Consider the following 22,411-nt stretch of genomic DNA (forward strand, 5'->3'; position numbering starts at 1 on the left):
GGTTATTTTCACACTTTATATAAACCTGCCCTAGCAAATAGTAGGGGCGGGTTTTAAGTAAAATTTTCATGGTTATTTTCACACTTTATATAAACCTGCCCTAGCAAATAGTAGGGGGTGGGTTTATCTAATTTCTGGATGATTATTAACTTAACTGAAAAACCTGCCCCTACTGTTTCAGCTAAACTCACCCGACACTTTTATTCTTCCTCTGTTTCTACTACTTCTAATTCCATTATTTCTTCCTCTTCTATTTCCTCTATTATTTCTTCATTTTCTGTTGCCGGAACTAAAGCAACTTCTGCTATAGCATCCGCATCATCTAATCTTTGTACCCGAACCCCTGTCGCACTACGAGATTGAATCGAAATAGCATCTATTGCTTGACGAATAATAATTCCTTTGGCAGTAATTATCATTAATTCTTCTGCCTCATTTACTACTCGTAAAGCAGCTACTTGGTCTTGTTTCTTTTTCTTCTGTTTAAACTTAGTAGCAATACGACCTTTTCCACCTCGGTTTTGTAGAGTAAATTGAGAAACTGGTACTCGCTTTCCATAACCATTTGTTGTAATCACTAATACCCAAGGACCTATATCATTTCCACCAGAATTTTCATCAGTTTCTCCCTCTTCCATTTCCTCAGTTTCTATTTCTAACTCTTCCTCTTCTAATTCCAAATTTTCTTCATCTATATCAGCAATTATTTCCACTATTGAACTGGGTAAAATATCCATACTAATTAACTCATCGCCCTTGATAAGTTTCATAGATTTTACTCCCCTAGTATTTCGACCTAAAGGACGCAATTGTTTATTATCTGTTCTGAAGTGAATTGCCATTCCAGAACTAGAACCAATTATTACACTGTCGTCAACTCTCGCTCTTCTAACCCATCTTAAACTATCTCCTTCTGACAAAGAAATAGCAATTAATCCATTGGAACGAATATTAGCAAATGCCGATAAAGCTGTTTTTTTGATATATCCGCCCTTAGTTAACATGACTAAATATTCGTCATCTGTAAATTCGGAAACCGGAACAATAGAAGTAACTTTTTCATCTCTAGGAATTGGTAACATTTGCACTATTGGTACTCCTCGCGCCACACGAGAACCAATCGGAATTTGATAAGCATTTAGACAGTAAACTACACCCCTTTGACTAAAGAATAAAATACTATCATGGTCATAACAACTGAGAAAATGTTCCACTACATCATCTTCTTTCATTTTCGTGCCAGATTTACCACGAGTTGCTCGACTTTGAGCTTCAAAAGCATTAATAGGCATCCTTTTAATATAGCCTTGTTCTGTTAATAAAATAATGGCTTTTTCATTGGCAATTAAATCTGTATCGTCTAGTTCTCCTTCTGCTAATTCAATCACAGTTCGTCTCGGAGTTGCATGACGTTCTTTAATTTCTAAGGCTTCGGTTTCGATAATTTCTAAAATTCTTTCCCGTTTAGCTAATATATCTTTTAAATCAGCAATTCTTAACAGTAATTCTTCATGTTCTTTTTCAATTTTTTTAGCTTCTAAGGCGGTTAATCTTCTTAACTGCATTTGTAAAATTGCGTCTGATTGAACTTCCGATAAATCATAATTTTCCATTAATTCTTGTTTTGCACTAGAAGTATCGGCAGCACTTCTAATTAATTGAATAATTTCGTCTAAATTATCTAAAGCTATTAACAAACCTTGTAGTAAATGATCTCTTTCTTCAGCTTTTCTTAGCTCATATTCTGTTCTTCTGGTAATAGTTTCCACCCGAAACTCTAGGAAAACTTCCAGATATTTTTTCAGAGTTAATAACTGAGGTTCAGAATTTACCAATCCTAAAATATTAGCTCCAAAATTTGCTTGTATAGGAGTTTGTTTGTAGAGATTATTCAACACAACTCTCGGATAAGCATCTCGTTTCAATTCAATAACAATTCGCATTCCCGTGCGATCGCTCTCATCTCGAATATCAGAAATACCCTCAATTTTTTTGTCATTAACCAGTTCCGCAATTTTTTCAATTAATGCTGCTTTGTTAGTTTGATATGGTAACTCAGTAACAATAATAGCTTCCTTGTCAGGACGACCCCGTTGTTCAATAGTTTCTATATTCGCCACACCCCGCATCGTGATGGAACCACGACCAAGAGTATAAGCATCCCGAATCCCAGATTTACCCAAAATTTTAGCACCTGTAGGAAAATCAGGACCCGGAATATGCTGCATTAATTCGTTTTCAGTAATTTCAGAGTTGTGAATAAGTGCCACCAAACCATCAATTAATTCTCCCAAATTATGGGGAGGAATATTCGTTGCCATCCCCACCGCAATACCAGAAGAACCGTTCAGAAATAGTTGGGGAACACGAGAAGGCAGTACCAACGGTTCCTGTTGAGAACCATCAAAGTTATCAGCAAAATCTACTGTTTCCGAATCAATATCCCGCAACATCGCATCACAAGTGAGCAGTTGCAGACGACATTCCGTGTAACGCATAGCAGCAGGGGGGTCATTATCTACAGAACCAAAATTACCGTGACCATTAATTAGAGGCGATCGCATCGAAAAATCTTGAGCCATTCGTACCAAAGCATCATACACTGCCGTATCACCGTGAGGATGGTATTTACCCAATACTTCCCCTACTACACGAGCGCATTTCCGAAAAGGACGGTCTGGAGTTAAACCTAATTCGTGCATCGCATAAAGTATCCGACGATGCACAGGTTTAAGACCATCTCTAGCATCTGGCAGTGCCCGACCTACAATTACGCTCATGGCATATTCCAAGTATGATTGGGACATTTCATTGCGCAGATCGGTTGGTACAATTCGTGACTCAGCAGTAGTCATAGAATCAAAAACTCCATTAAAATTGAGAATTAACTAACAACAAATACCCAAAAATTGGATTTATTCCAATTAACTTTGGTATGATTAAAAAAATATGCTGTTTCTATCTAAAATTATAGCAGGTTTTGTGTAAATATTTTGCTAATTTTAATGGAAAAATAAGGAGATATTTTTATTTGGATGAAAAGTTAAAATCTTGGTATAATTTTAACTACAGCGGATTCCAGTTTTGTGAGGTACATTCACGCGAGCAAGATGTACGGTTCCCGAAAAATCGCACTGATAAGATTTAACTATTAATACCTGTACTTCAGATACTTGGAATCTACTGTAACTAGCTATCAGCTTTTAGCATTTAGCTCTCAGCTTTTTGCAGCTAAACTATGGAAAAATAATCTGGCTAATTGCTGAGTGCTAACCGCTAACCACTTTTTTTAAGTTTTACTCAGTTGCACAACCTCTAAATATTTATTTTTGTAATATGATTTCTGTTATTTATTCCGATGAATTTCTCGAACACAAAACTGGCATGTCACACCCAGAGCGACCAGAACGTTTGACTGCTATTGTCGAAAGCCTCAAAACTTTTCCTAATCATGGCCAACTCCAATGGCAGTCACCCACCTCAGTACAACAGCGCGGTTCATCATTGATGAAACTGCTAGAAAAAGTTCATTCTCGTAGTCATATTGGAACAGTAGCAGGAATAGCTAATAGTGGTGGCGGTTATCTAGATGGAGATACACCAATTTCTGCTAAAAGTTATGATGTAGCATTGTTAGCGGTAAGTGCTTGGTTAGATGGGGTCGATCTAGTTTTGGAAAATGGGAAACCTGCTTTTGTTTTGGCAAGACCTCCCGGACACCATGCTGAAAGTCAACGAGGTATGGGTTTTTGCTTGTTTTCTAATGCAGCGATCGCCGCTCATTACGCTTTAGAAAAACCAGATATTAACAAAGTTGCGATTCTCGACTGGGATGTACATCATGGTAATGGTACTCAGGAAATCGTGGAAAGTAATAAAAATATCGCCTACTGTTCTCTCCATCAATCTCCCTGTTATCCGGGAACTGGGCATTCCTCAGAATGTGGTTCCTACAACAATGTACTAAATTTACCCATGTCACCAGGTAGCACAATGGCTATTTATAAACCGACTTTTGAGGAAAAAGTCGTACCCTTTTTAGCTAATTTTCAACCAGATTTATTAATTGTTAGTGCTGGTTATGATGCTAACCATGACGATCCATTAGCTGGTATTTCTTTAAAACCAAAAGACTATGGATTATTTACAGAAGATTGTTTACAAATAACCCGCAAAATATTATTTGGTTTAGAAGGAGGTTATGACTTACCTAGTTTATCTCAGTCAGTATTAGCAACAATTGAAAGTTGTCTTCTAGTTAGAGGGAATGGGCAATAGGCAATAGGCAATAGGAAAAAGAAACCAAGTTGATGACTGCGCTCTGATTTTTTCCACTACGAAATTTTCGGAAATCAACCCTAGATGTAGTGCTGAAAACTGTTGTACAATAGTTTTTTAACTCTATATATAGTACCTTTGCCTAAGTAAAAAATAGGCAATAGGAAAAAGAAACCAAATTTATTACTGCGCTCTGGTTTTTTCCACTACGAAATTTTCGGAAATCAACCCTAAATATAGTGCTGAAAACTATGGCGCAACAGTTTTTTAACTCTACATATAGTATCTTTGCCTAAGTAAAAAATAGGCAATAGGAAAAAGAAACCAAGTTGATTACTGTACTCTTGTTTTTTACACCACGAAATTTCTGTAAATAAACCCGGTTTCTTTCGTAGGGGCAAATGGTATTTGCCCTCTAAACAAGATAGTATATCTGCGATAAATGACGTACAAAGCTGAAATATCAAAAGTTTTATACTGCTGAAAACTGACAGAATATATTTGCGATAAATGACGTACAAAGCCTGAATATCAAAAGTTTTATACTGCTGATACTTAATCACCAATATAATCAATTATTATCCATAAATCATCAATTACTCTTCTTTGTTTCCCGTATCCTGTTCCATGTTCCATCTTTTAAGGAGATGTCTAATAACTGATTTAAGTGATAAGCATCACTAACAAACACGAATATACTCACCTTCAATCTATGACAATAACTACGAATTAACTTGATAACAATCATTAACTAATCACTACTAAAATCACTGAATTTAATTAGCAAAACCATAATACTTAAAATTGTAAGTTTTAGTTAGTCATCAGTAAACGATTAGTATGCAACTACTTAATATATCACCAGCAAAAAATGTACTTGAGGAACTATTTAATAAAGTAATGTCCTCCAACGTTATTACTAGCAATGAACGCCAACAAATTCGACGTATATTACTGATAGGTCGTTTAGACAATGATGAATATCTAATGATTAAAAATTTAGTCGATCATGTTAGTCGTGGATGTGTCAAAGTAGTCGAATAAAAGTAAGACTAATTTGAAATAAAGAATGCTATCAAAAAGAGCATTTCCATCAAAGATATTTGGTAGTTATTTAGATGTAGTGATTTAGACTAGAGGTACGGAACAGGGAAAACGGAACAGAAAATTCCTTTAATTCTACTTTTTGAAAGAAATTAAATTTCCTTGACTAATTGACTTTTTTCAGCATATTACTACTTGCACACCAGTACCAGATACTTAAAAATCACTACTAGAATATATTAAAGATAGTTTTCTATGTTATCGTTTTCCCTTTTTCTCAAAATTTACTTATCCTTCCTGATTTTTTGGTCAAATAAATAATAAAGAATTACAATATTCAGGGAAAACTTTAAATATATCCATAACTATGACATCAGCAATTTTAATAGAAAACCTACAAAAAAGTTATGGTTCATCTGTAGCAGTTAAGGACGTTTCCTTTCAGATAGAACCTGGAGAAATATTTGGTTTACTCGGCCCCAACGGCGCTGGTAAAACCACCACCTTACGCGCTCTATGTACTCTCATTACTCCAGATGCTGGACGTTTAGAAGTCTCCGGTATTTCCGTAACTGACCAACCAAGAATGGCTAGACAACTCCTGGGGTATGTTGCCCAAGAAGTGGCCCTAGACAAAGTATTAACAGGTCGAGAACTACTCCAATTACAGGCAGCTATATATCACATTCCTGGCAAAATGGCAAAAGAAAGAATTAATAAAGTGATTAGCCTCCTGGGTATAGAAGATTGGGCGGATAAAAAAACCGGTACTTACTCCGGCGGTATTCGCAAACGTCTGGACTTAGCAGCAGGTTTACTACATCAACCAGATGTTTTAGTTTTGGATGAACCCACCGTTGGTTTAGATATTAATAGTCGGGTAGCAGTATGGGATTTTTTGCGTCAGTTGCGAGACTCAGGGACAACAGTTTTGATTACCAGTCATTATCTCGAAGAAGTTGACGCTTTAGCAGATCGGGTAGCTATTATTGACAAAGGTGTAGTCATAGCAACTGGTACTCCTTCTGAACTTAAAGATAGGGTAGGAGGCGATCGCATCACTCTCCGCATTAGAGAATTTTCTCCCCCAGAAGAAGCAGAAACAGCGAAAACATTACTGGAACCTTTACCAATAGTTCAAGAAGTTATTATTAATGGTGCTCAAGGAAATTCTTTAAATTTGGTTGTCACACCTCAGAGTGATGCTTTAATTACGATTCAACAGTCATTACAAGCAGCAGGTTTACCTATTTTTGGTATTGCTCAAGCGCGACCAAGTTTAGATGATGTTTATCTGGCAGCAACAGGAAAAACGTTAATGGATGCAGAGTTAGCTGCTGCCAATAGTCGAGATTTGAAAGCAGAGAAAAAACAGAGTATGCGTTAAGGAAATCAGAAGTCAGAAGTCAGAAGTTGTTTTGGTAACAGGGATTTCAGTATGGGCGAATCGAATTTGCTAGCGCCAAGCTCCGCTTTATATATCGCGAATCGAATCGCTCCTACAAATAAGCTCAAATCCGGTAGTATCCTTAGAATTAGACACCGTAGGGGTTTGGTCTCCAATTTTTCGGGAACCGTACCCTCTACCAACTAGAAATTTTCTCCAATACTAAACTATGTCAGCACTTACGCAGCCATCCTAGATATAGCGCTTAAAACTATTGCACAATAGTTTTTTTAACTCTATATATAGTACCTCTCGTGTAAGTCCTGTATGCGTTAACGAAGTTAGAAGTCAGAAGTCAGAAGCTATTTTTTAGGGTGCGTTACATTTCATTAACGCACCGCCAAAATGAGTTCATAAGTTTTGTAGGGTGCGTTACATTTCATTAACGCACCGCTTTCTTAAGATTTCGGTGCGTTACGCTGCGCTAACACACCCTACCACTACCACACTACTAAAGATTATGCGTAAATCCTGATATAATTTATCTAGAATTAAAGGTAAAATTATGGAACCATTGTTCTTAGGTTGGGAATTACCAAAAATAGCAGCTCCTTTGTTGGGCAGTGTTTGAAAACAAGGTGGCGATCGCTTAATTCAATCTCTCCACAAAACCGACATAGAAAAGGCAATTGAATCTGGAGAAAAAGCTGTTAAAAAATGGGAAAAAACACTCTCTTTTTTTGACCTTTTATTTTATTCTGCTAAACCCGATGGATGGAATGGATTTAAAAAATTGAGGAAATTGATTATCAAGCCGATAATGAGGATGATTTTGAGATTGTGTTGGGTTGTATTCGGAAGTATTTGCATGATTCCCATTGGGAGGAAGTTTTACTATTATTGATAGCGGAACAAAAGCCGAAGAAAGTAGCAAAGGCGATGCGGGAGATATTAAGGCGTGGTAGTGAGTATGAGGAGTGGTTACATCGGGATTTGTTGTTTGCTGGTAGTTGTTTGGCAGAAGAACCGAAAGTTTACGGAGTGTTGATGGTGATTTGGTGCAAGAGATTTTGGAGAAGTTGGTTGAGTTAGAGGTAAGCAATGAGAAGCAGACTGGTTATAAAGCTTTTTAGAAGGTTGAACAAATTCTTTGTAATTTTTCTGAAACTGATTTAGAGAATTCTACTTTGAAGATGTTGAAAGAGCGAGCAGATTTAATTTATGAGGAAAGGTTGTTGAAATATCAAGCAGAATTAGGAGAAAAGGATCAGGACTTACACGGGAGGTACTATATATGGTGTGCTGGTGCGTTACGCTACCCCTTTACATGTCGCTTAGCGTTTCGGCGCTTGAGCCGACATATAAAGCGGAGCTTTGCGGAACGCAAAACACACCCTACCAATAGGGTTAATGCGTAAGTTATGAGGATGAGGTAATTGCCACGTTACTGGCACAACTGAAAGATAATGATTCTAGTGTCCACAAGAGGGCAGCTTTTGCTTTGGGTAATTTGGGGAACAACTCAGAATCTGTAGTCAGTATCTTACTAGAACATATCGAAGATAATGATTCTACTGTGCGCGGGAGTGTAGTCAAAGCCTTAAGCAAATTGGGCAACAACTCAGAAATGGTACTCAGCGCTTCACTAGCTAGACTTCAGGATAAAAATTCTGATGTATGTAAGGAGGCATCTATATCTTTAGGTAAGTTAGGTAGTGGCCCTACATCAAATATTACCAAATAGTTTCTAAATCTAATACAAATCCAGGCAAAACATTTTCTCCAGACACGATCTCCGGATATTTCAATATTTCTGCTTCTTGCTGAGGGCGATAAATTTCTACTTCTCGTTTTTTTCGATTAGACATCTCCAAAAATAAAAAATTAAATCAATTCTTATCCATAAATTATCAATTATTTCTTCCTGTTCCCACATATCTAGTGTTCCCTGTTCCCTCATTTGGAGGAGATGTCTACTAATTAACCATCCTAATAATGCACCATTTTCTACATACTCTAACATCTTTTCTCGTGTTTTTGGTAAACTATCACTAGGAGACATTAATTCCACTACCAAATCAGGACATATAAGGTGCAAATTTATCTTGTTCTTCAAGAGTTAAACTATCCCAACTTTCAAGTTTTACCCAAGAAGCATCAGGAGAAAGAACAGCTCCATTTGGTAAAGTAAAACAACCATTAGAATCAAATACTTTACCTAATTTATTTTTACGGTTCCATGCTCTTAGTTGAAAATTTAGATCGGAGTTTCTTTCTGCAGTATTTGCTCCTGTAGGTGACATAATAATTAATTCTCCTGTAGCAGTTCTTTCAAATTTTAAATTATCATTTTCTTGGGCTTTGTTGCCAAAATTGTTCTTGAGTCAAATTCATTTTTAATTCTAATCTGGGTGGTAAATAAATTGTCGATTTTTCCATGATTTTGCCTTCTTTACCGTTATTATGTTAATCTATAGCAATCCTAAATAGGTTGTAAAATTTTCTTGTAGGGGTTTGGTCTCCAAATCCCTAGTGTTTCGAGACTAAACCCCTACAGCTTTTCATTTATGGCTATCTTTGAGATAATGTTATATTTTAGTCAAGTTTTACGAACTTTATAGTTTCAGGACTTACACGCTCTCAACCAAGAAACCGGGTTTATTGCCGCGATCTTGTTGTTCAAACCAGGAAATCTCGTTCATAAACCCGATTTCTCCGTAAGTCCTAAGTTTATATATTTTAGCTTAAAATAATTGTGGCATTCTGAGGAGTTAGTAAGTAATGGTAAGTCAATATCAAAAAAATCTATCAAAATTAAAATCCAGATTAAAATTTATTAGCTTAATGGGAACGCTAGCAATAAGTTTTAGTTTACCTAGTCCAGTTTTTGCCGCTTTCTTAACCAACTGGTTTTTTGATCCCGATAATAATCAACTTCAGTTTACTCTCCCAACAGGTACGATTCCTACTTATCAGGTAGAAAGCAAACCTAATCGTTTAGTAGTTTATATTCCCAATACCGAAGTTAGTGTAAATGTAAATGAATTATATCCAGAACAGTTGGTGCGTCAAGTTAGTCTCTCTCAAGAAAAACCAACACAAGCAAAAGTGGTGATACATTTTGCTCCAGAGGTAGCTGTATCTTATCAACAAATAAAATTAGAACAGGTTAAACCCCAAGAAAATAGTTGGCAGTTACGTCTACTTGTAAATGAGGGAGAAATCTCAAAACCAAAAGAAAATAATCAAGTTTTGACTCCACCAAAGTCAGAGCAACCAAGTCTTCCAGAAGAAAATAATCAAGTTTTGACTCCACTAAAGTCAGAGCAACCAAGTCTTCCAGAAGCAGATAAATTTATTCAACCTCCTCCACAACCTAAACCTGTAGAAGAAACAAACGATAGCGATACTAAATCAGTAGATGTAATTTCTTTTGGAGAACCTTTACCTGAAACTTCGGAAAAAAACAAATCTGAAGATAATGCTGATATTTTGCTTAAAGAAGGAAAGGTAATAAGTTTAATTTACCCTACTGGAAAACTGACACTACCACAAGATGTTCAGATACAAGAAGTTTTACTTCTCAAAGAAGCGATCGCTGATCAATCTGGTAGAGTTATAGTACCAGCTAAAACGCCTGTTATTGGTAGTTTTAATACTAAAACTCAGGGTAGTAAATTTACCGCTAGAGCTATATATTTGAATGGCAGTTTTATTTCTTTTGCTGCTGAATCTGAATTACTTCAAGGAAACCCTGATATTGATAAACAAGATTTAGCAGGTAGGAGTGTTGGTGGGGGACTAGCATTGTTACTTCTGACAGGTTCTGGTCTTGGTCTTTTGGCAGGAGCAGCACTGGGAGCTGGTAGTTTGGTTTTGACTGCCCCTCGTCAACCTGTCACTGTCGAAGCAAATCGTATTGTAGAAGTTCGTTTGGTTAAAGATTTACCCCTCTCTAGATTTTATGATTTCAACAATAAATAGATAATTAATAATTTATAATTGATAATGGGCTTACGCAGCAACCGGGTTTATAGACGAAACTTCTTCATTTTAACAAATAATTAGTACAATAGATCGGGTTTCTTGGTTGATTTGTCTAAGCCCTGACAGTCAGGAATCATAGAAAAGATAGTCAGAAAAATCAAGGGATAATTCTTCTAACTATCTCCTCTAAATTTTTTGTTACAACTGATAACTGATAACTGATAACTGATAACTGATGACTGAACAACTCCCTATTTTCTAGAAATTGTTATTTTCAGGTGCAGTCATTCCCGGTCCTAATTGATTTTTCAAAAATAGGTTTTGAGCATTATTATTTTGATAAACACAGTCAACTTCTGGTTCATCATTAATATCTCCTGTATACCCAAAAGTATTCATCCGATTTTTACAATCACGAACTTGATCGTTGTTAAGTAAATTTCGTTGTTCTAGAATTGTCCAATTATTTCTGCGGATGACACATCCTGGTTCCATACCTGGTTGAGATACATATACATTAAAAGGGTTTAAAGTCAAGAAAACGCGCATATTCATTACCATAGCGCTCGCTCCAAACTGTACACAAAGTTCGGGGTTAGGTACGCTGCGATCTATAAATTCACGAGAAGCTACATTTTGTGGGGTAAAATTAGCAGTGGAGCTGAAGGCAATGCCAATACCAATACCTAAAATAAATACTCCTCCTAGAATTGCTAGAGTAGCATAATTGAATCTGGATGGTTGAGTCATGCTTTGATTTCTACGTTTCATTTAAAAATATATATTATCTGAAATTATTTGAGCAAAAGCTACACACAAGTCAGAAGTTAGAGGTAATTCCTAACATATTCCCACTATGATAAATTTTAGCAGGAAAATAATTTGTTTTGAGTAGGCAGAAGGAAGCATTAAAAGTACCTGTTTTGGTTAATGGTATAACTATAGTAATCCTGAATAGTTTGTAAGATTTTATCTAACGGGGTTTGGTTTTGAAATCCAAGCACTAGGGATTTGGAAACCAAACCCCTACAGTTTTTTCTCACAAATCATTTCTTAATGGTTATACTCTAGCATTTTTTTAAGTCAAAAGTGACAATAAAAAAGTCAGATGACAAAAAAATAGAATTTTTTATCTAACTTCCGAGTCTAATATTAAGTTTTATGTTAACATATTTTAAGTATAAAATTAGCATTAGTTTGTTTAAGTAAGCGGGTATAAAACATTGTCTGTAGAGATTATAGAAAAACCTACCACTTCCACAATCCGCAAACCTGCACCTCGTTATCGAGTTTTACTTCATAACGATGATTTTAACAGTATGGAATATGTAGTGCAGGTATTAATGAAGACTGTACCGAGTTTGACTCAACCCCAAGCTGTAAGTATAATGATGGAAGCTCATTCTAATGGTATTGCATTAGTGATTGTATGCGCTTTAGAGCCAGCAGAGTTCTACTGCGAAAATTTAAAAAATCATGGACTGACAAGTACCATAGAACCTGATGATTGATTTAATTTATAATAATAGAAACCGGGTTTCTCGACTGAGGAACTCGGTTTCTTGTTGTTAGGGTAGGAAGTAGGGAGTAGGGAGCAGGGAGTAGGGAGTAGGGAGAAAGAATTAATTATTTTTGTGGGATAATTGATTTGATTTTTGATGATTGGAGATGTCTAATGATTACCTCTTCTTATAAAGAAGAGGATTGGCTAAAAGTAATTTTTTTTCTTTATTCGACGAGGTACTGATAACTGAAATGGTACTGATAACTGAAATGGTACTGATAACTGATAACTGAAATGACATTTACTAAAATAGCAAAGTTTTCTGCTCTGGCAAGAATCGGAATTTTTATTTTAACATTGATTGTGATATGGATGCCATTGGCAATACCGATATATTTATTGGTGAAAGATATTAATCTAGAAAGCATTTTGACGATCACTATACTCTACTTTGAGTTTATTATTTTAGTTAGGTTATGGGGAAAGAATGTATATCAGGAACCTCGTCTATTACGTCGCTACGGTTTAGTAATAAATAAGCGGAATTTTCAATTATTTTTCCAAGGTTTAGGTATAGGTTTATTTGGTTTATTTAGTCTGTTTATATTAGAGATATTTTTAGGGTGGTTAGTATGGCAATCACCGTCAGAAAAGTTTCTACAGTTTATTTTTGAAGGTTTGTTAGTTGCTGTTGGTATTGGTTTTGCAGAAGAGTTATTATTTCGGGGTTGGTTATTAGATGAATTAGAGAGAAATTATCACTCAAATGTAGTTTTATGGGTAAGTAGTATTGTTTATGCAGTGCTACATTTTATTAAACCTCTTGAGGAAATTTTACGAACTTGGCTACAATTTCCGGGTTTAGTTTTATTAGGTTTAATATTTGTTTTGGCAAAACGTAGTAGTGAAAAAAAGTTAGATAAGACTAAGAATAAGAAACAAAAATTATTAGGTTTACCGATGGGTATTCATACTGGTTTAGTGTGGGGATATTATATTATTAATGTAGGTAGTTTAGTCAAATATTCTCAAGGAGTTGAAGAGTGGTTAGTTGGAATAGATGGTAATCCTTTGGCAAGTTTAATGGGGTTATTATTTTTAGGAGCGATCTCTCTCTGGATAGGTGTATCTAAATTAAGTGATAAGTAATTATATTCAAAAATCGGGAACACTCAAACACAAAAAAAAGTCATCTTTTAAGATGGGTGGTGGAGACTAGGTGGCGATCGCCAACTCCCCATAATGATCATAATAATTATTATTAGTATGAAAATTGCTATGATTGATTTTTTCTATCTTTATGGTATGATATTTATTATTTATTCATTATTATTAAATAACCTTTACCAAAAAAAGAGGTATAAAGCCTCCCCTGGTTCGGGGATGAAAAAATTTTAACTCAGTATTTCAAGCCTCCGACTAAATTCGGAGGTTCACTCTCTACTGATAACTGATAACTGAAATGACTAACCAAAAAATAAGGTCTCAAGCCGTAAGCATTCAGCTATTAGCTATCAGCAACAAGACTCTGTTTTTAAAGCTATCCATTATAAAGTTTGATATTAAGAGAAATATTTATAAATATAGTATTAAAGATGAGATTTACATCTAAAAAAAAATAGCTGATAGCTGATGGCTGAGGGCTGAATGCTTACCTCAAACCTGCCCTTGACTGCACCACGAGCTGTCGCTCTAGAAAAGAATAAAAGAAACTTTAGTATTTAAAACCAGAGGCTTTCCTAGGTCATGCTGCGCCAACAGCGAGAGGTACTATAACTGATAACTGAAATGATAATATTTAGTCTTAAATCTGAACTTTATCAAGTATTTTTAGGAATTTTTCAGAAACAACTCATTAATTAGATTAATAAAAAAAATGCCAAATGATAAAACTAAAGAAATTCCTATATTAGCTGAGGAATTACCTTTACAAATTTTATTAGCAGAAGATAATAGGGTTAACCAAAAAATTGTCCTAAATATTTTAAAAAAATTAGGCTATTCGGCAGATGCTGTTTCCAATGGCTTAGAAGTTTTAAATGCTTTGAAGCGTCAGAAATACGATATTATTTTAATGGATATGCAAATGCCAGTGATGGGTGGTTTAGAAGCAACAAAAAAAATTTATGAGCAGTTTTCACCTACAGAAATACCTTATATTATTTCAGTTACTGGCAATGAGATAGAAAGTGATAAGCAATTATGTTTTGATGCGGGAATGAATGATTATTTAACTAAACCTATCGGGATTCAAGATTTGATTGAAGTATTACGAAAATATCAGGAGCAAATTAAATAACTAATACCAATTACCAAAAGTAATGCTATACTGAACGCCATATTGTAACAGTCAATAATTACCAAGATTAAAAGTCTTTGGCTTGACAATTATTAGTTGGTTAGTAATTATTTTTCCTGCTTTTCTTCTCCCCACACTTCCTACACTTCCCAGACTTCCCCACCCCATCAGATATAGCATTCTTTTTGATAAATGGTATAAGTAAGTAGACGTTACCAAAGAATTAATAATTAAATAATTAAATAATTAAATAATTAAATAATTAAATAATTAAATAATTAAATAATTAAATAATTAGCACCTTGAAGCCTCCCCTTTCAAGGGGAAAAAGTGCCGAAAACGCCATTTCTAATCTCCCCTTCAGAAATAAATTTTTTCTTTTTATTCAATCCCCTCCCTAAAAGGAAGAGGTAATTATCAATTATCCATTATTGAAAGCTATCAGTAGTGCATTGTTTCACCTAAAATGGTGCAATAGCTATAGGTTACAAAAATGTTTCTCCCCTATTCCCCTACTCCTCTACTTCCCTACTGCCTAATGCACCATTTTAGCTGTGTCAGTCCAGTAGGGTGTACGCGAGATGTAAAGCGCATAACGCACAACGCACCGACACACTATATATAGTACCCTTGCGTAAGTCCCGATCAATTATCGATTATTGAAAGCACTTTCCGTTGCCAGTGAAGTACACCCCCTATACCGGCTTTCCGGCCCGCACAAACGGTGCGGCCCTGGGTGAAAGATTTTATAAGAAGAGATAATTATTAATTATTAATTGTTAATTATTAATTATTGAACGCTTTTTAGTATGGAGGTTTGGAGGCAATGGTCAATGGGCAAGAGTTTGGGAATTTATTTCCAGTTTTTAAATTGTTACAACCTATTTAGGGTTTGCTGATTAAATATAAAAGCTTTTACAGACATAGGTTTCAACCTTTTTAACGCCTAAAAAAGTATCAGCTTTTAGGTCGCTCAGATTCAAAAAGAAGCGCATTTTGGGCGCATAGTTGGGTAAAAAAATGACTCCCCACTTCCCCATTTTCTGATAAAGACTGTTTCAACAAACCCTATTTAGGATTTTTATGTGCTAACATTATCCGTAATCTCATAAATTTTAGTTATGCCATCACCTGTAAAAAAGACTGCAAAAGCAGCACAAAACGTTAAACAAGCCAAAGCACTTAAACAAAAAGGTGCCATACCAGCAAAAAAAACTGCAAAAGTAGCAGAAAATATTAAGCAAGCCAAAGCACTCCAAGCAAAAGGTTCCATTGAGGAAGCAATCCAAGAGTATAATAAAGCTCTCAAGCAAGCTCCTAAAAACTTTAAAGTTTTAAATCAGCTTGTGGTTCTCTATACCATGCAGAAAAATTGGCAAGAAGTGATTAACTATTGTTATCAGGTTATTGCTTTACGTCCTAAAAATGTCCCAGCATATTTGCGGTTGGCAAAGGCTTTGACAAAACAAAACAATTTGTATGGAGCTGTAGCTGCTTTCCAAAAGGCAATAGAATTAGATGCAAATGCTGTTAAAGCTACAAACTACAAACAATATGGGGATATTCTCATTAAGCTAGGAACTGGAAAAACTCAAAAGATTCAAGCTAATGAAGCAGTTGCAGCTTACCAAAAAACAGTGGATTTGAATCCAAAAACACCTCCCTCAGTTTATTTGAAGTTAGCAAGCACTTTGGAAAAACAAAAAAGGTTTGAAGAGGCGATCGCTTCTTACAACAAACTCCTGGAGTTAAAACCTGATCTTGGTAAAAAAATATATGTAAACTTGGGTACGGCCCAAATGAAACAAGGTTTGTTAGATGAGGCGATCGCTAGCTTTGAGAAAGCACTAGAGATTAACCCTAATCAAGCAAATGCTTACGGAAGTTTGGGGACTGCTTACCGCAAGAAAGGTTTATTGGGCGATGCTATTGCTAATTATGAGAAGGCACTTGATCTGAAACCAAATACACCTTCTTTGCACCGTATCATGGGCGATATCTTGACTAAACAAGGTCGTACTACAGAAGCAGCTCAACATTATGAGCAAGCAAAGTCAACTAAATAGTTAATTGAGCTATAATAGGACTTTATCAAACAGGACTTAGGCAACTGCAAGGTATTTTTGTCCGATACGACAACAGGAAGCAATCTCAAACCCCTGTTTTTGATACCTCATGGGTAAGTCCTATAAAAATAAGCTTTACAAATTTTATCGGAAATCAATTGTGAACTTTTTTTTCTATAGGATTTACCTATAAACGCTATTGGTAGGGTGTGTTTTCCGCCCTTGAGCGGACATGAAACGCTACGGGACATGAATGCGTAGCATCCCGTAGGGAAGCATTCGGTTTGCGTAGCATTTCGCAGGAAAGGAAAAAGCGTATCTCGTAACTGAGGAAGACTCTATATATAGTGCCTCCCGTGTAAGTCCTGTTCCATAAAAAAATTGTTTGGGTTATTTTTAGAAGAGTCCTATATGCAAAAAAAGCGATCGCTCTAGTGTATTACTACAGCGCTCGCTTTTATTATTGGGACTTGAGATTGGTATCAAATCTCTTCCATAATATCATGTCCGGCAGTATCGGTGTAAAAAGAGGGTGGGAAGTGTGGGAAGATATAGTAAAGATGAAACATTTTTTTCTACCGAATTAAGCGGATTTGATATAACACACAAAATTAGCTGTGTTAGTCCAATAGTTAAAATAATTAGGATACTATGATGGAAAAGCGAAGATTAGGCACATCTGAAATTAAAATTACTCCAATCATTATGGGGACATGGCAAGCAGGAAAAAAGATGTGGGTAGGTATTGAAGATTCTGAGGTTATTAAAGCAATTAGAGAAGCTTTTAATGCAGGTATTACAACAGTTGATACTGCTGAAGTTTATGGAGATGGTTACTCAGAAAAAATTGTAGCTCAAGCATTGGGAAATGTGCGGGAACAAGTGGTTTTAGCTACTAAAGTTTTTGCTAATCATCTCAAATATGACCAAGTAATAGAGGCTTGTCATCGCTCTCTAAAAAATCTTAATACTGATTATATTGATCTGTATCAAATTCATTGGCCTTCTGGTTATTTTCATAGTGAAATTGTACCCATAGAAGAAACAATGAATGCTCTTAATAAACTGAAAGAAGATGGTAAAATTAGAGCAATTGGTGTTTCTAATTTCTCTAGTAAACAAATAGCAGAAGCTTGTCAATATGGTATAATTGATAGTCTGCAACCACCCTATTCTTTATTCTGGAGAATAATAGAAAAAGAAGAAATGCCTTACTGTGTTGAAAATAAGATTTCTATGATTGCTTATTCTTCTTTAGCACAGGGATTATTAACAGGTAAATTCGGACTAGAACATAAATTTGCCGAAGGGGATCATCGCTCTAAAAATAGATTATTTGCTATTAAAGAAAATTACGAACGGGTACAAACAGCTTTACAAAAATTACGCCCTATTGCAGAAAGAAAACAATGTACGATGGCTCAATTAGCGATCGCGTGGTTGATTGCTCAACCCCAGACAAATGCTATTGTGGGAGCGCGGAATGCAGAACAAGCTATTGCTAATGCTAAAGCTGCTGATGTTAAATTATCTGAGGATGAGTTGGCAGAAATTGATGCTATTGGGCAAATAGTTACGGAGCATTTAGACGATCGTCCTGTTATGTGGGATTTTTAACAAGGTTTAACAGTTATTTAGCAGAAGTCCCGCACCATAATTTATTTGGTGTCGGGATGAATGCGTTATCTTTCTACCAATTTATCAACCTGTGACCGTTTGTCTTCTACATCATCTGGCAAATTATCTATGAAATCACTTATTACCTGAGTCATTGTTTTTTGTTTTTTGACTGCATATAATCTTAACTTATCTAATCTTTCTTTAGTCATTCGACAATGTAATGATTCTTTCATAGTTATATGTTGCAATTATGTATACATACTATTATAATAGATATATGGTCGAAAGGGAAAAGAAAGATGAGAATAGCCTACCAATATAAACTACGTCCAACAAAAGAACAAGCAGAAAAAATAGATAGAATTTTAGATATGTTGCGTTGTCAATATAATTATATGTTGGCTGAAAGGTTTAATTGGTGGGAGCAAAATCGTTGTCCAATTAATGCTTGTCCTTTAATATGCCATCTTCCCGAATTAAAAGACCAGCCAACAAGATTTAGTCAGCAAAAGTCATTAACTCAATTAAAAGTAGACAGACCTTGGTACAAAGAGATTCATTCTCAAGTTTTGCAAGAAGTGCCAAAACGGGTTGAATTAGCTTTTAAAAGATGGCTGAAAGGTGACATCAAAGGTAAACGCTCAGGCAAGCCTAGATTCAAAGGCAAAGGTCAGTACAAGACATTCACTTATGCTCAATTTCAGCAGCATCATTTTATCAACAATAGAGTTAAATTATCTAAAATTGGTGATGTAAAAGTAATTGTACATAGACCTATTCCAGATGGTTTTAGCATCAAAACAGCATCAATTACCCAAAAATCTAATGGCTCCGCAAGTCACATTTAGTTTAGAAGATAAGTCTGTACCCGAAATTAAACCAGATATTAAACGAGGTAATATTGTAGGTATAGATGTAGGGTTAATAGACTTCTACGTTACTTCGGATAATGAGTCCGTACCAGCTCCTAAATATTTGAGAAAGTCTGAACGAAAACTCAAGTCAGCACAAAGAAAAGCATCTAGAAGAAAGAAAGGCTCTAAACGTAGACAAAAAGCTATTAAACAACTAGCCAAAAAGCATAGAAAAGTAGCTGATACTAGAAAAGATTTTCACTTTAAAACTGCTAATAATTTGTTGAAAAAATATGACATTACAGCAGTAGAAGATTTGAATATTAAAGGTATGGCTAAGTCTAAGTTAGCTAAGTCTGTACATGATGCAGGTTGGGGTCAATTTAATACTATATTAGCTAACAAAGCCGAAAAAGCTGGTCAGTTAATTGTAGAAGTCAAACCTCATGGAACATCTGTTGAATGTAGTAGATGTGGTCATAAAGTCAAGAAAACTTTGGCTCAGAGACAGCATAATTGTCCTAATTGTGGATTATCAATTGGACGTGATTATAATGCTGCAATTAATATCAGAGATCGATCCAAAGTATTGATGAAAGACTTGCTGCCACCAATCAAATTTGAAGCTTATCAAGGTACTCAATTGAGCCTGTTCTAAATCAATTGGAGAGGAAGGGCATTCCTTGCTAGCTCAGTTTATGTCTACATAGTAGAGTCGCTGAGAAGCCCGCACTGTAGCTTGTCTCAGTGTCGGGAGTATGTCACGCATAATAAATCGGGTTTATTACTTTAATTAGAATTTGCTAAAAAAGTCTTGTTGTCAAGGTAGGGAGTCGGGAGTCGGGAGTAAAGTCACCCCCAACCCCTCCGGTGGAGTGGAAGTTAAGAGGAATCAGGAGTTTTAGAGGATGTACTTGTAAAAATTCTCTCTTGCCAACTCTGCCCAAGTCTTACCCAGATACTCACTTTTTCACTCTTATATATAAGGGAAAATCTGGTACTTTATCGCTATCTAAAAAGCCTAAAACATTAAAGTATTGATATATAAAAAAATTAGGCTTTTAAGGTTGGGAAAAAGTACAAGCTTTTTGCTCTTCATATTATTTCCTTTGGTGTCGTTTGTGTAAAAATTGGAGAAATATCTACCTTTTTTAAGGTTTTTTCTTCTCTTAAAGCTTCTTCCTTCTTCCTTCTTCCTTCTTCCTTTTTCCTTACCTTCTCTATACAAAACCGATGCTACCGGACATGATATCAATTGGCAAAAAAGCTAGGATTTTGGTTTACTTTGGCAGAAAAACTAAGGGATAATTCTTCCTCCTGTCTTCTGTAAATTTTCTACTTCTCCTGGATTGCAAGATTGCTGACTTTTGACTCTTTTCTGACAAAAAGACTTTTTCAGCAAACCCTAATTATTTATTGTTTTTCAAATCAGAAAATATAGAGTATAAATCTGACTTTTAGATAATATCAGGACTTACGCAACTGCAAGGTATTTTCGTCCGATACGACCGTCGGGAAGCAATCTCAAACTCCTGTTTTTCGTACTGGACTGTTTCAGCTAAAATGGTGCATTAGGGAGTAGAGGAGAAAAAATTTTTGCCCTTGTTTCGTACCTCAATCCAACCTATAGCTATTGCATCATTTAAGGTGAAACAATGCACTACTGGACCGACACTTTAAATTCACCATCAGAAAAGAGCGAAGATTCCTAGTTTGTAGAGGGTACGGTTCCCGAAAAATTGGAGACCAAACCCCTACGGTCTTAAATTATACCAAGACTACCGGATTTGATATAATTTTAGTATAATAAAATATTTCTAGTGCAGGCTGGAAAGCCCGCTTAGGTATACCTTACGTTTGGTGAAATATACTATAATTCCTATGTCGAATAAATAACAAATATGCAAATTCCAACTAATCATATTTATTTAGCTACAATACTTCTTAAACGACGACAAAATTTAGCAAAATTAATTAATTTTCCCGTCATCCTTTGGTCAGGTAGTCGTAGTTCCCGTAATTTTCCTGCCAATACTTTCCCTTTCCGTTGTAGCAGTCATTTTCTTTATTTCGCTGGTCTACCTATTGAAAATGCTGCTATCTGTTTAGAAGGAGAAAAATTAACACTATTTATGGATAATCCACCGCCAAGTAATCTACTTTGGCATGGAGAAATACCAACAGGCGATCGCCTCGCAGAAATTATTGGTGCTGATGCTGCTTTTCCGATGTCAGAATTAAAATTTTATGCCACAAATGCAGCAACTATTTCTGTACAAAATCCTATTACTAAAATTACACAATCTGAAGTTTTGAATCGCGATATTTTTCCTGCTAATAAAGCTGAAGAAATTGATTTAGAATTAACTAAAGCAATTATATTTTTAAGACTTAGTCATGATGATGCAGCTTTAACAGAAATTAAACAAGCAGTAGCAGTAACAATGGAAGCTCATAAAGCAGGAATGGCAGCTACAACAAATGCTAAATTTGAAGCAAATATCCGGGCGGCAATGGAGAATATTATTATTTCTGATAATATGACTTGTGCTTACCCCAGTATTGTGACTGTACATGGGGAAGTTTTGCACAATGAAGAATATTTTCATCCTGTACAAAAAGGGGATTTACTATTAGCAGATGTGGGAGCCGAAACAAGTTTAGGTTGGGCAAGTGATGTGACTCGAACTTGGCCGGTTTCCGGGAAGTTTTCTTCTACACAAAAAGATATTTATGATGTGGTTTTGGCTGCCCATGATCATTGTATTTCTCAAATTAAACCAGGTGTAGAATATTTAGATATTCATTTATTAGCAGCTAAAGTTATTGCGGAAGGATTAGTCGATTTAGGAATATTAAAAGGAAAAGTAGAAGATTTAGTAGAAATGGATGCTCATGCCTTATTTTTTCCTCATGGAATTGGTCATTTATTAGGTTTAGATGTTCACGATATGGAAGATTTAGGAGATTTAGCTGGATATGAAATAGGTAGGGAACGTAGTAATCGTTTTGGTTTAGGTTTTTTGCGATTAAATCGACCTTTAATTCCAGGAATGTTGGTAACAATAGAACCTGGTTTTTATCAAGTTCCAGCAATTTTAAATAATCAAGAAATGCGGGGAAAATATCAGAATATTGTGAATTGGGAAAAGCTAGAAAAATTTTCTGATGTTCGAGGTATTAGGATTGAAGATGATGTTTTAGTTACTACAAATGGTGCTGAAGTTTTGACTCAAGAATTACCAACTAATACGGATGGAATTGAAAATTTAATGTAAGTATTTAATAGTGATTTCAATTATCAATATATTCGTATTTATCCGGAGGTATGAAATCTGAAATAATAGCTAATAGTTGAATGCTTGCTACCCA

Annotated in this window: 21 protein-coding genes and 1 pseudogene; 15 read left to right on the forward strand and 7 right to left on the reverse strand. The window is 35.4% G+C overall.

Going from position 1 to position 22,411, the window contains the following annotated elements; translation table 11 throughout:
- Positions 1-200: 200 nt before the first annotated feature.
- The gene (gyrA, locus tag VKJ25_RS09175; protein WP_324236324.1) at positions 201-2,855 is read right to left on the reverse strand and encodes a DNA topoisomerase (ATP-hydrolyzing) subunit A; all 2,655 of its coding nucleotides are present in this window, start codon (positions 2,853-2,855) and stop codon (positions 201-203) included.
- A gap of 481 nt (positions 2,856-3,336) precedes the next feature.
- Between gyrA and VKJ25_RS09180 the strand changes: the two genes are divergently transcribed.
- The 5 genes from VKJ25_RS09180 (at position 3,337) to VKJ25_RS09200 (ending at position 8,453) form a co-directional block, all read left to right on the forward strand.
- The gene (locus tag VKJ25_RS09180) at positions 3,337-4,278 is read left to right on the forward strand and encodes a histone deacetylase family protein (protein ID WP_324236325.1); all 942 of its coding nucleotides are present in this window, start codon (positions 3,337-3,339) and stop codon (positions 4,276-4,278) included.
- Positions 4,279-5,118: 840 nt separating this feature from the next.
- On the forward strand, positions 5,119-5,322 hold the full coding sequence (locus VKJ25_RS09185) for a hypothetical protein (RefSeq protein ID WP_324236326.1): 204 nt from the start codon (positions 5,119-5,121) through the stop codon (positions 5,320-5,322).
- Positions 5,323-5,689: 367 nt separating this feature from the next.
- Positions 5,690-6,709 carry an ABC transporter ATP-binding protein gene (locus VKJ25_RS09190; RefSeq protein WP_324236327.1) on the forward strand — a complete coding sequence of 340 codons (1,020 nt, stop codon included), beginning with the start codon at positions 5,690-5,692 and terminating at the stop codon, positions 6,707-6,709.
- Between the two features lie 840 nt (positions 6,710-7,549).
- Positions 7,550-7,801 (forward strand): hypothetical protein, encoded by a 252-nt coding sequence (locus VKJ25_RS09195; RefSeq protein ID WP_324236328.1) that lies wholly within the window; start codon positions 7,550-7,552, stop codon positions 7,799-7,801.
- A gap of 355 nt (positions 7,802-8,156) precedes the next feature.
- The gene (locus VKJ25_RS09200; protein ID WP_324236347.1) at positions 8,157-8,453 is read left to right on the forward strand and encodes a HEAT repeat domain-containing protein; all 297 of its coding nucleotides are present in this window, start codon (positions 8,157-8,159) and stop codon (positions 8,451-8,453) included.
- On the opposite strand, the pseudogene VKJ25_RS09205 reads toward VKJ25_RS09200, so the two are convergent.
- From VKJ25_RS09205 to VKJ25_RS09215, 3 genes and pseudogenes are all read right to left on the reverse strand, one after another.
- Positions 8,443-8,571 (reverse strand): annotated as a pseudogene (locus VKJ25_RS09205) (Uma2 family endonuclease); the annotation flags it as partial. The gene VKJ25_RS09200 and the pseudogene VKJ25_RS09205 overlap by 11 nt on opposite strands.
- The gene (locus tag VKJ25_RS09210; protein WP_324236329.1) at positions 8,550-8,771 is read right to left on the reverse strand and encodes a hypothetical protein; all 222 of its coding nucleotides are present in this window, start codon (positions 8,769-8,771) and stop codon (positions 8,550-8,552) included. The pseudogene VKJ25_RS09205 and the gene VKJ25_RS09210, both read right to left, overlap by 22 nt.
- 16 nt (positions 8,772-8,787) lie before the next feature.
- Positions 8,788-9,012 (reverse strand): Uma2 family endonuclease, encoded by a 225-nt coding sequence (locus tag VKJ25_RS09215; protein ID WP_324236330.1) that lies wholly within the window; start codon positions 9,010-9,012, stop codon positions 8,788-8,790.
- Between the two features lie 478 nt (positions 9,013-9,490).
- On the opposite strand from VKJ25_RS09215, the gene VKJ25_RS09220 reads away from it, so the two are divergent.
- Positions 9,491-10,693, forward strand: coding sequence for an AMIN domain-containing protein (locus VKJ25_RS09220; RefSeq protein WP_324236331.1), 1,203 nt, complete (start codon positions 9,491-9,493; stop codon positions 10,691-10,693).
- A 261-nt stretch (positions 10,694-10,954) separates the two neighbouring features.
- Here VKJ25_RS09220 and VKJ25_RS09225 read toward each other — a convergent pair whose 3' ends face one another.
- Positions 10,955-11,467 carry a DUF3172 domain-containing protein gene (locus VKJ25_RS09225; RefSeq protein ID WP_324236332.1) on the reverse strand — a complete coding sequence of 171 codons (513 nt, stop codon included), beginning with the start codon at positions 11,465-11,467 and terminating at the stop codon, positions 10,955-10,957.
- Between the two features lie 452 nt (positions 11,468-11,919).
- Between VKJ25_RS09225 and clpS the strand changes: the two genes are divergently transcribed.
- The 4 genes from clpS to VKJ25_RS09245 all read left to right on the forward strand — a co-directional run bounded on the left by clpS (position 11,920) and on the right by VKJ25_RS09245 (position 14,499).
- A complete protein-coding gene (gene clpS / locus VKJ25_RS09230; RefSeq protein ID WP_324236333.1) occupies positions 11,920-12,207 on the forward strand; it encodes an ATP-dependent Clp protease adapter ClpS in 288 nt (95 codons plus the stop codon).
- Positions 12,208-12,494: 287 nt separating this feature from the next.
- Entirely contained in the window at positions 12,495-13,349 is an 855-nt protein-coding gene (locus VKJ25_RS09235; RefSeq protein ID WP_324236334.1) for a CPBP family intramembrane glutamic endopeptidase, read from the forward strand.
- Positions 13,350-13,662: 313 nt separating this feature from the next.
- Positions 13,663-13,812 (forward strand): hypothetical protein, encoded by a 150-nt coding sequence (locus VKJ25_RS09240; protein ID WP_324236335.1) that lies wholly within the window; start codon positions 13,663-13,665, stop codon positions 13,810-13,812.
- Positions 13,813-14,076: 264 nt separating this feature from the next.
- Positions 14,077-14,499 carry a response regulator gene (locus VKJ25_RS09245; RefSeq protein ID WP_324236336.1) on the forward strand — a complete coding sequence of 141 codons (423 nt, stop codon included), beginning with the start codon at positions 14,077-14,079 and terminating at the stop codon, positions 14,497-14,499.
- A gap of 51 nt (positions 14,500-14,550) precedes the next feature.
- On the opposite strand, the gene VKJ25_RS09250 is transcribed toward VKJ25_RS09245, so the two are convergent.
- Positions 14,551-14,679, reverse strand: a complete 129-nt coding sequence (locus VKJ25_RS09250; RefSeq protein WP_324236337.1) for a hypothetical protein — start codon at positions 14,677-14,679, stop codon at positions 14,551-14,553.
- Positions 14,680-15,620: 941 nt separating this feature from the next.
- Between VKJ25_RS09250 and VKJ25_RS09255 the strand changes: the two genes are divergently transcribed.
- Positions 15,621-16,565, forward strand: coding sequence for a tetratricopeptide repeat protein (locus VKJ25_RS09255; RefSeq protein WP_324236338.1), 945 nt, complete (start codon positions 15,621-15,623; stop codon positions 16,563-16,565).
- Between the two features lie 654 nt (positions 16,566-17,219).
- A complete protein-coding gene (locus tag VKJ25_RS09260; protein ID WP_324236348.1) occupies positions 17,220-18,182 on the forward strand; it encodes an aldo/keto reductase in 963 nt (320 codons plus the stop codon).
- Positions 18,183-18,247: 65 nt separating this feature from the next.
- Here VKJ25_RS09260 and VKJ25_RS09265 read toward each other — a convergent pair whose 3' ends face one another.
- The gene (locus tag VKJ25_RS09265) at positions 18,248-18,418 is read right to left on the reverse strand and encodes a hypothetical protein (protein ID WP_324236339.1); all 171 of its coding nucleotides are present in this window, start codon (positions 18,416-18,418) and stop codon (positions 18,248-18,250) included.
- A 66-nt stretch (positions 18,419-18,484) separates the two neighbouring features.
- Between VKJ25_RS09265 and VKJ25_RS09270 the strand changes: the two genes are divergently transcribed.
- The 3 genes from VKJ25_RS09270 to VKJ25_RS09280 all read left to right on the forward strand — a co-directional run bounded on the left by VKJ25_RS09270 (position 18,485) and on the right by VKJ25_RS09280 (position 22,317).
- On the forward strand, positions 18,485-19,033 hold the full coding sequence (locus tag VKJ25_RS09270) for an RNA-guided endonuclease InsQ/TnpB family protein (RefSeq protein ID WP_324236340.1): 549 nt from the start codon (positions 18,485-18,487) through the stop codon (positions 19,031-19,033).
- The gene (locus VKJ25_RS09275) at positions 19,011-19,697 is read left to right on the forward strand and encodes an RNA-guided endonuclease InsQ/TnpB family protein (protein ID WP_324236341.1); all 687 of its coding nucleotides are present in this window, start codon (positions 19,011-19,013) and stop codon (positions 19,695-19,697) included. Before VKJ25_RS09270 ends, VKJ25_RS09275 begins: the two co-directional genes overlap by 23 nt.
- Before the next feature lie 1,243 nt (positions 19,698-20,940).
- Complete coding sequence (locus tag VKJ25_RS09280) at positions 20,941-22,317, forward strand: aminopeptidase P family protein (protein ID WP_324236342.1); 1,377 nt, start codon at positions 20,941-20,943, stop codon at positions 22,315-22,317.
- The last annotated feature ends 94 nt before the right edge of the window (positions 22,318-22,411 follow it).

It is taken from the genome of Okeania sp. (assembly GCF_035285525.1).
In the GTDB taxonomy this organism is placed as follows: Bacteria; Cyanobacteriota; Cyanobacteriia; order Cyanobacteriales; family Microcoleaceae; genus Trichodesmium.

Bases quoted from the DNA above. Each gene is read 5' to 3' on its own strand.
- gyrA (WP_324236324.1), bottom strand. From the start codon at position 2,855: ATGACTACTGCTGAGTCACGAATTGTACCAACCGATCTGCGCAATGAA.
- VKJ25_RS09180 (WP_324236325.1), top strand. From the start codon at position 3,337: ATGATTTCTGTTATTTATTCCGATGAATTTCTCGAACACAAAACTGGC.
- VKJ25_RS09185 (WP_324236326.1), top strand. From the start codon at position 5,119: ATGCAACTACTTAATATATCACCAGCAAAAAATGTACTTGAGGAACTA.
- VKJ25_RS09190 (WP_324236327.1), top strand. From the start codon at position 5,690: ATGACATCAGCAATTTTAATAGAAAACCTACAAAAAAGTTATGGTTCA.
- VKJ25_RS09210 (WP_324236329.1), bottom strand. From the start codon at position 8,771: ATGTCTCCTAGTGATAGTTTACCAAAAACACGAGAAAAGATGTTAGAG.
- VKJ25_RS09215 (WP_324236330.1), bottom strand. From the start codon at position 9,012: ATGTCACCTACAGGAGCAAATACTGCAGAAAGAAACTCCGATCTAAAT.
- VKJ25_RS09220 (WP_324236331.1), top strand. From the start codon at position 9,491: ATGGTAAGTCAATATCAAAAAAATCTATCAAAATTAAAATCCAGATTA.
- VKJ25_RS09225 (WP_324236332.1), bottom strand. From the start codon at position 11,467: ATGAAACGTAGAAATCAAAGCATGACTCAACCATCCAGATTCAATTAT.
- VKJ25_RS09235 (WP_324236334.1), top strand. From the start codon at position 12,495: ATGACATTTACTAAAATAGCAAAGTTTTCTGCTCTGGCAAGAATCGGA.
- VKJ25_RS09240 (WP_324236335.1), top strand. From the start codon at position 13,663: ATGACTAACCAAAAAATAAGGTCTCAAGCCGTAAGCATTCAGCTATTA.
- VKJ25_RS09245 (WP_324236336.1), top strand. From the start codon at position 14,077: ATGCCAAATGATAAAACTAAAGAAATTCCTATATTAGCTGAGGAATTA.
- VKJ25_RS09250 (WP_324236337.1), bottom strand. From the start codon at position 14,679: ATGCTATATCTGATGGGGTGGGGAAGTCTGGGAAGTGTAGGAAGTGTG.
- VKJ25_RS09255 (WP_324236338.1), top strand. From the start codon at position 15,621: ATGCCATCACCTGTAAAAAAGACTGCAAAAGCAGCACAAAACGTTAAA.
- VKJ25_RS09260 (WP_324236348.1), top strand. From the start codon at position 17,220: ATGGAAAAGCGAAGATTAGGCACATCTGAAATTAAAATTACTCCAATC.
- VKJ25_RS09265 (WP_324236339.1), bottom strand. From the start codon at position 18,418: ATGAAAGAATCATTACATTGTCGAATGACTAAAGAAAGATTAGATAAG.
- VKJ25_RS09270 (WP_324236340.1), top strand. From the start codon at position 18,485: ATGAGAATAGCCTACCAATATAAACTACGTCCAACAAAAGAACAAGCA.
- VKJ25_RS09275 (WP_324236341.1), top strand. From the start codon at position 19,011: ATGGCTCCGCAAGTCACATTTAGTTTAGAAGATAAGTCTGTACCCGAA.
- VKJ25_RS09280 (WP_324236342.1), top strand. From the start codon at position 20,941: ATGCAAATTCCAACTAATCATATTTATTTAGCTACAATACTTCTTAAA.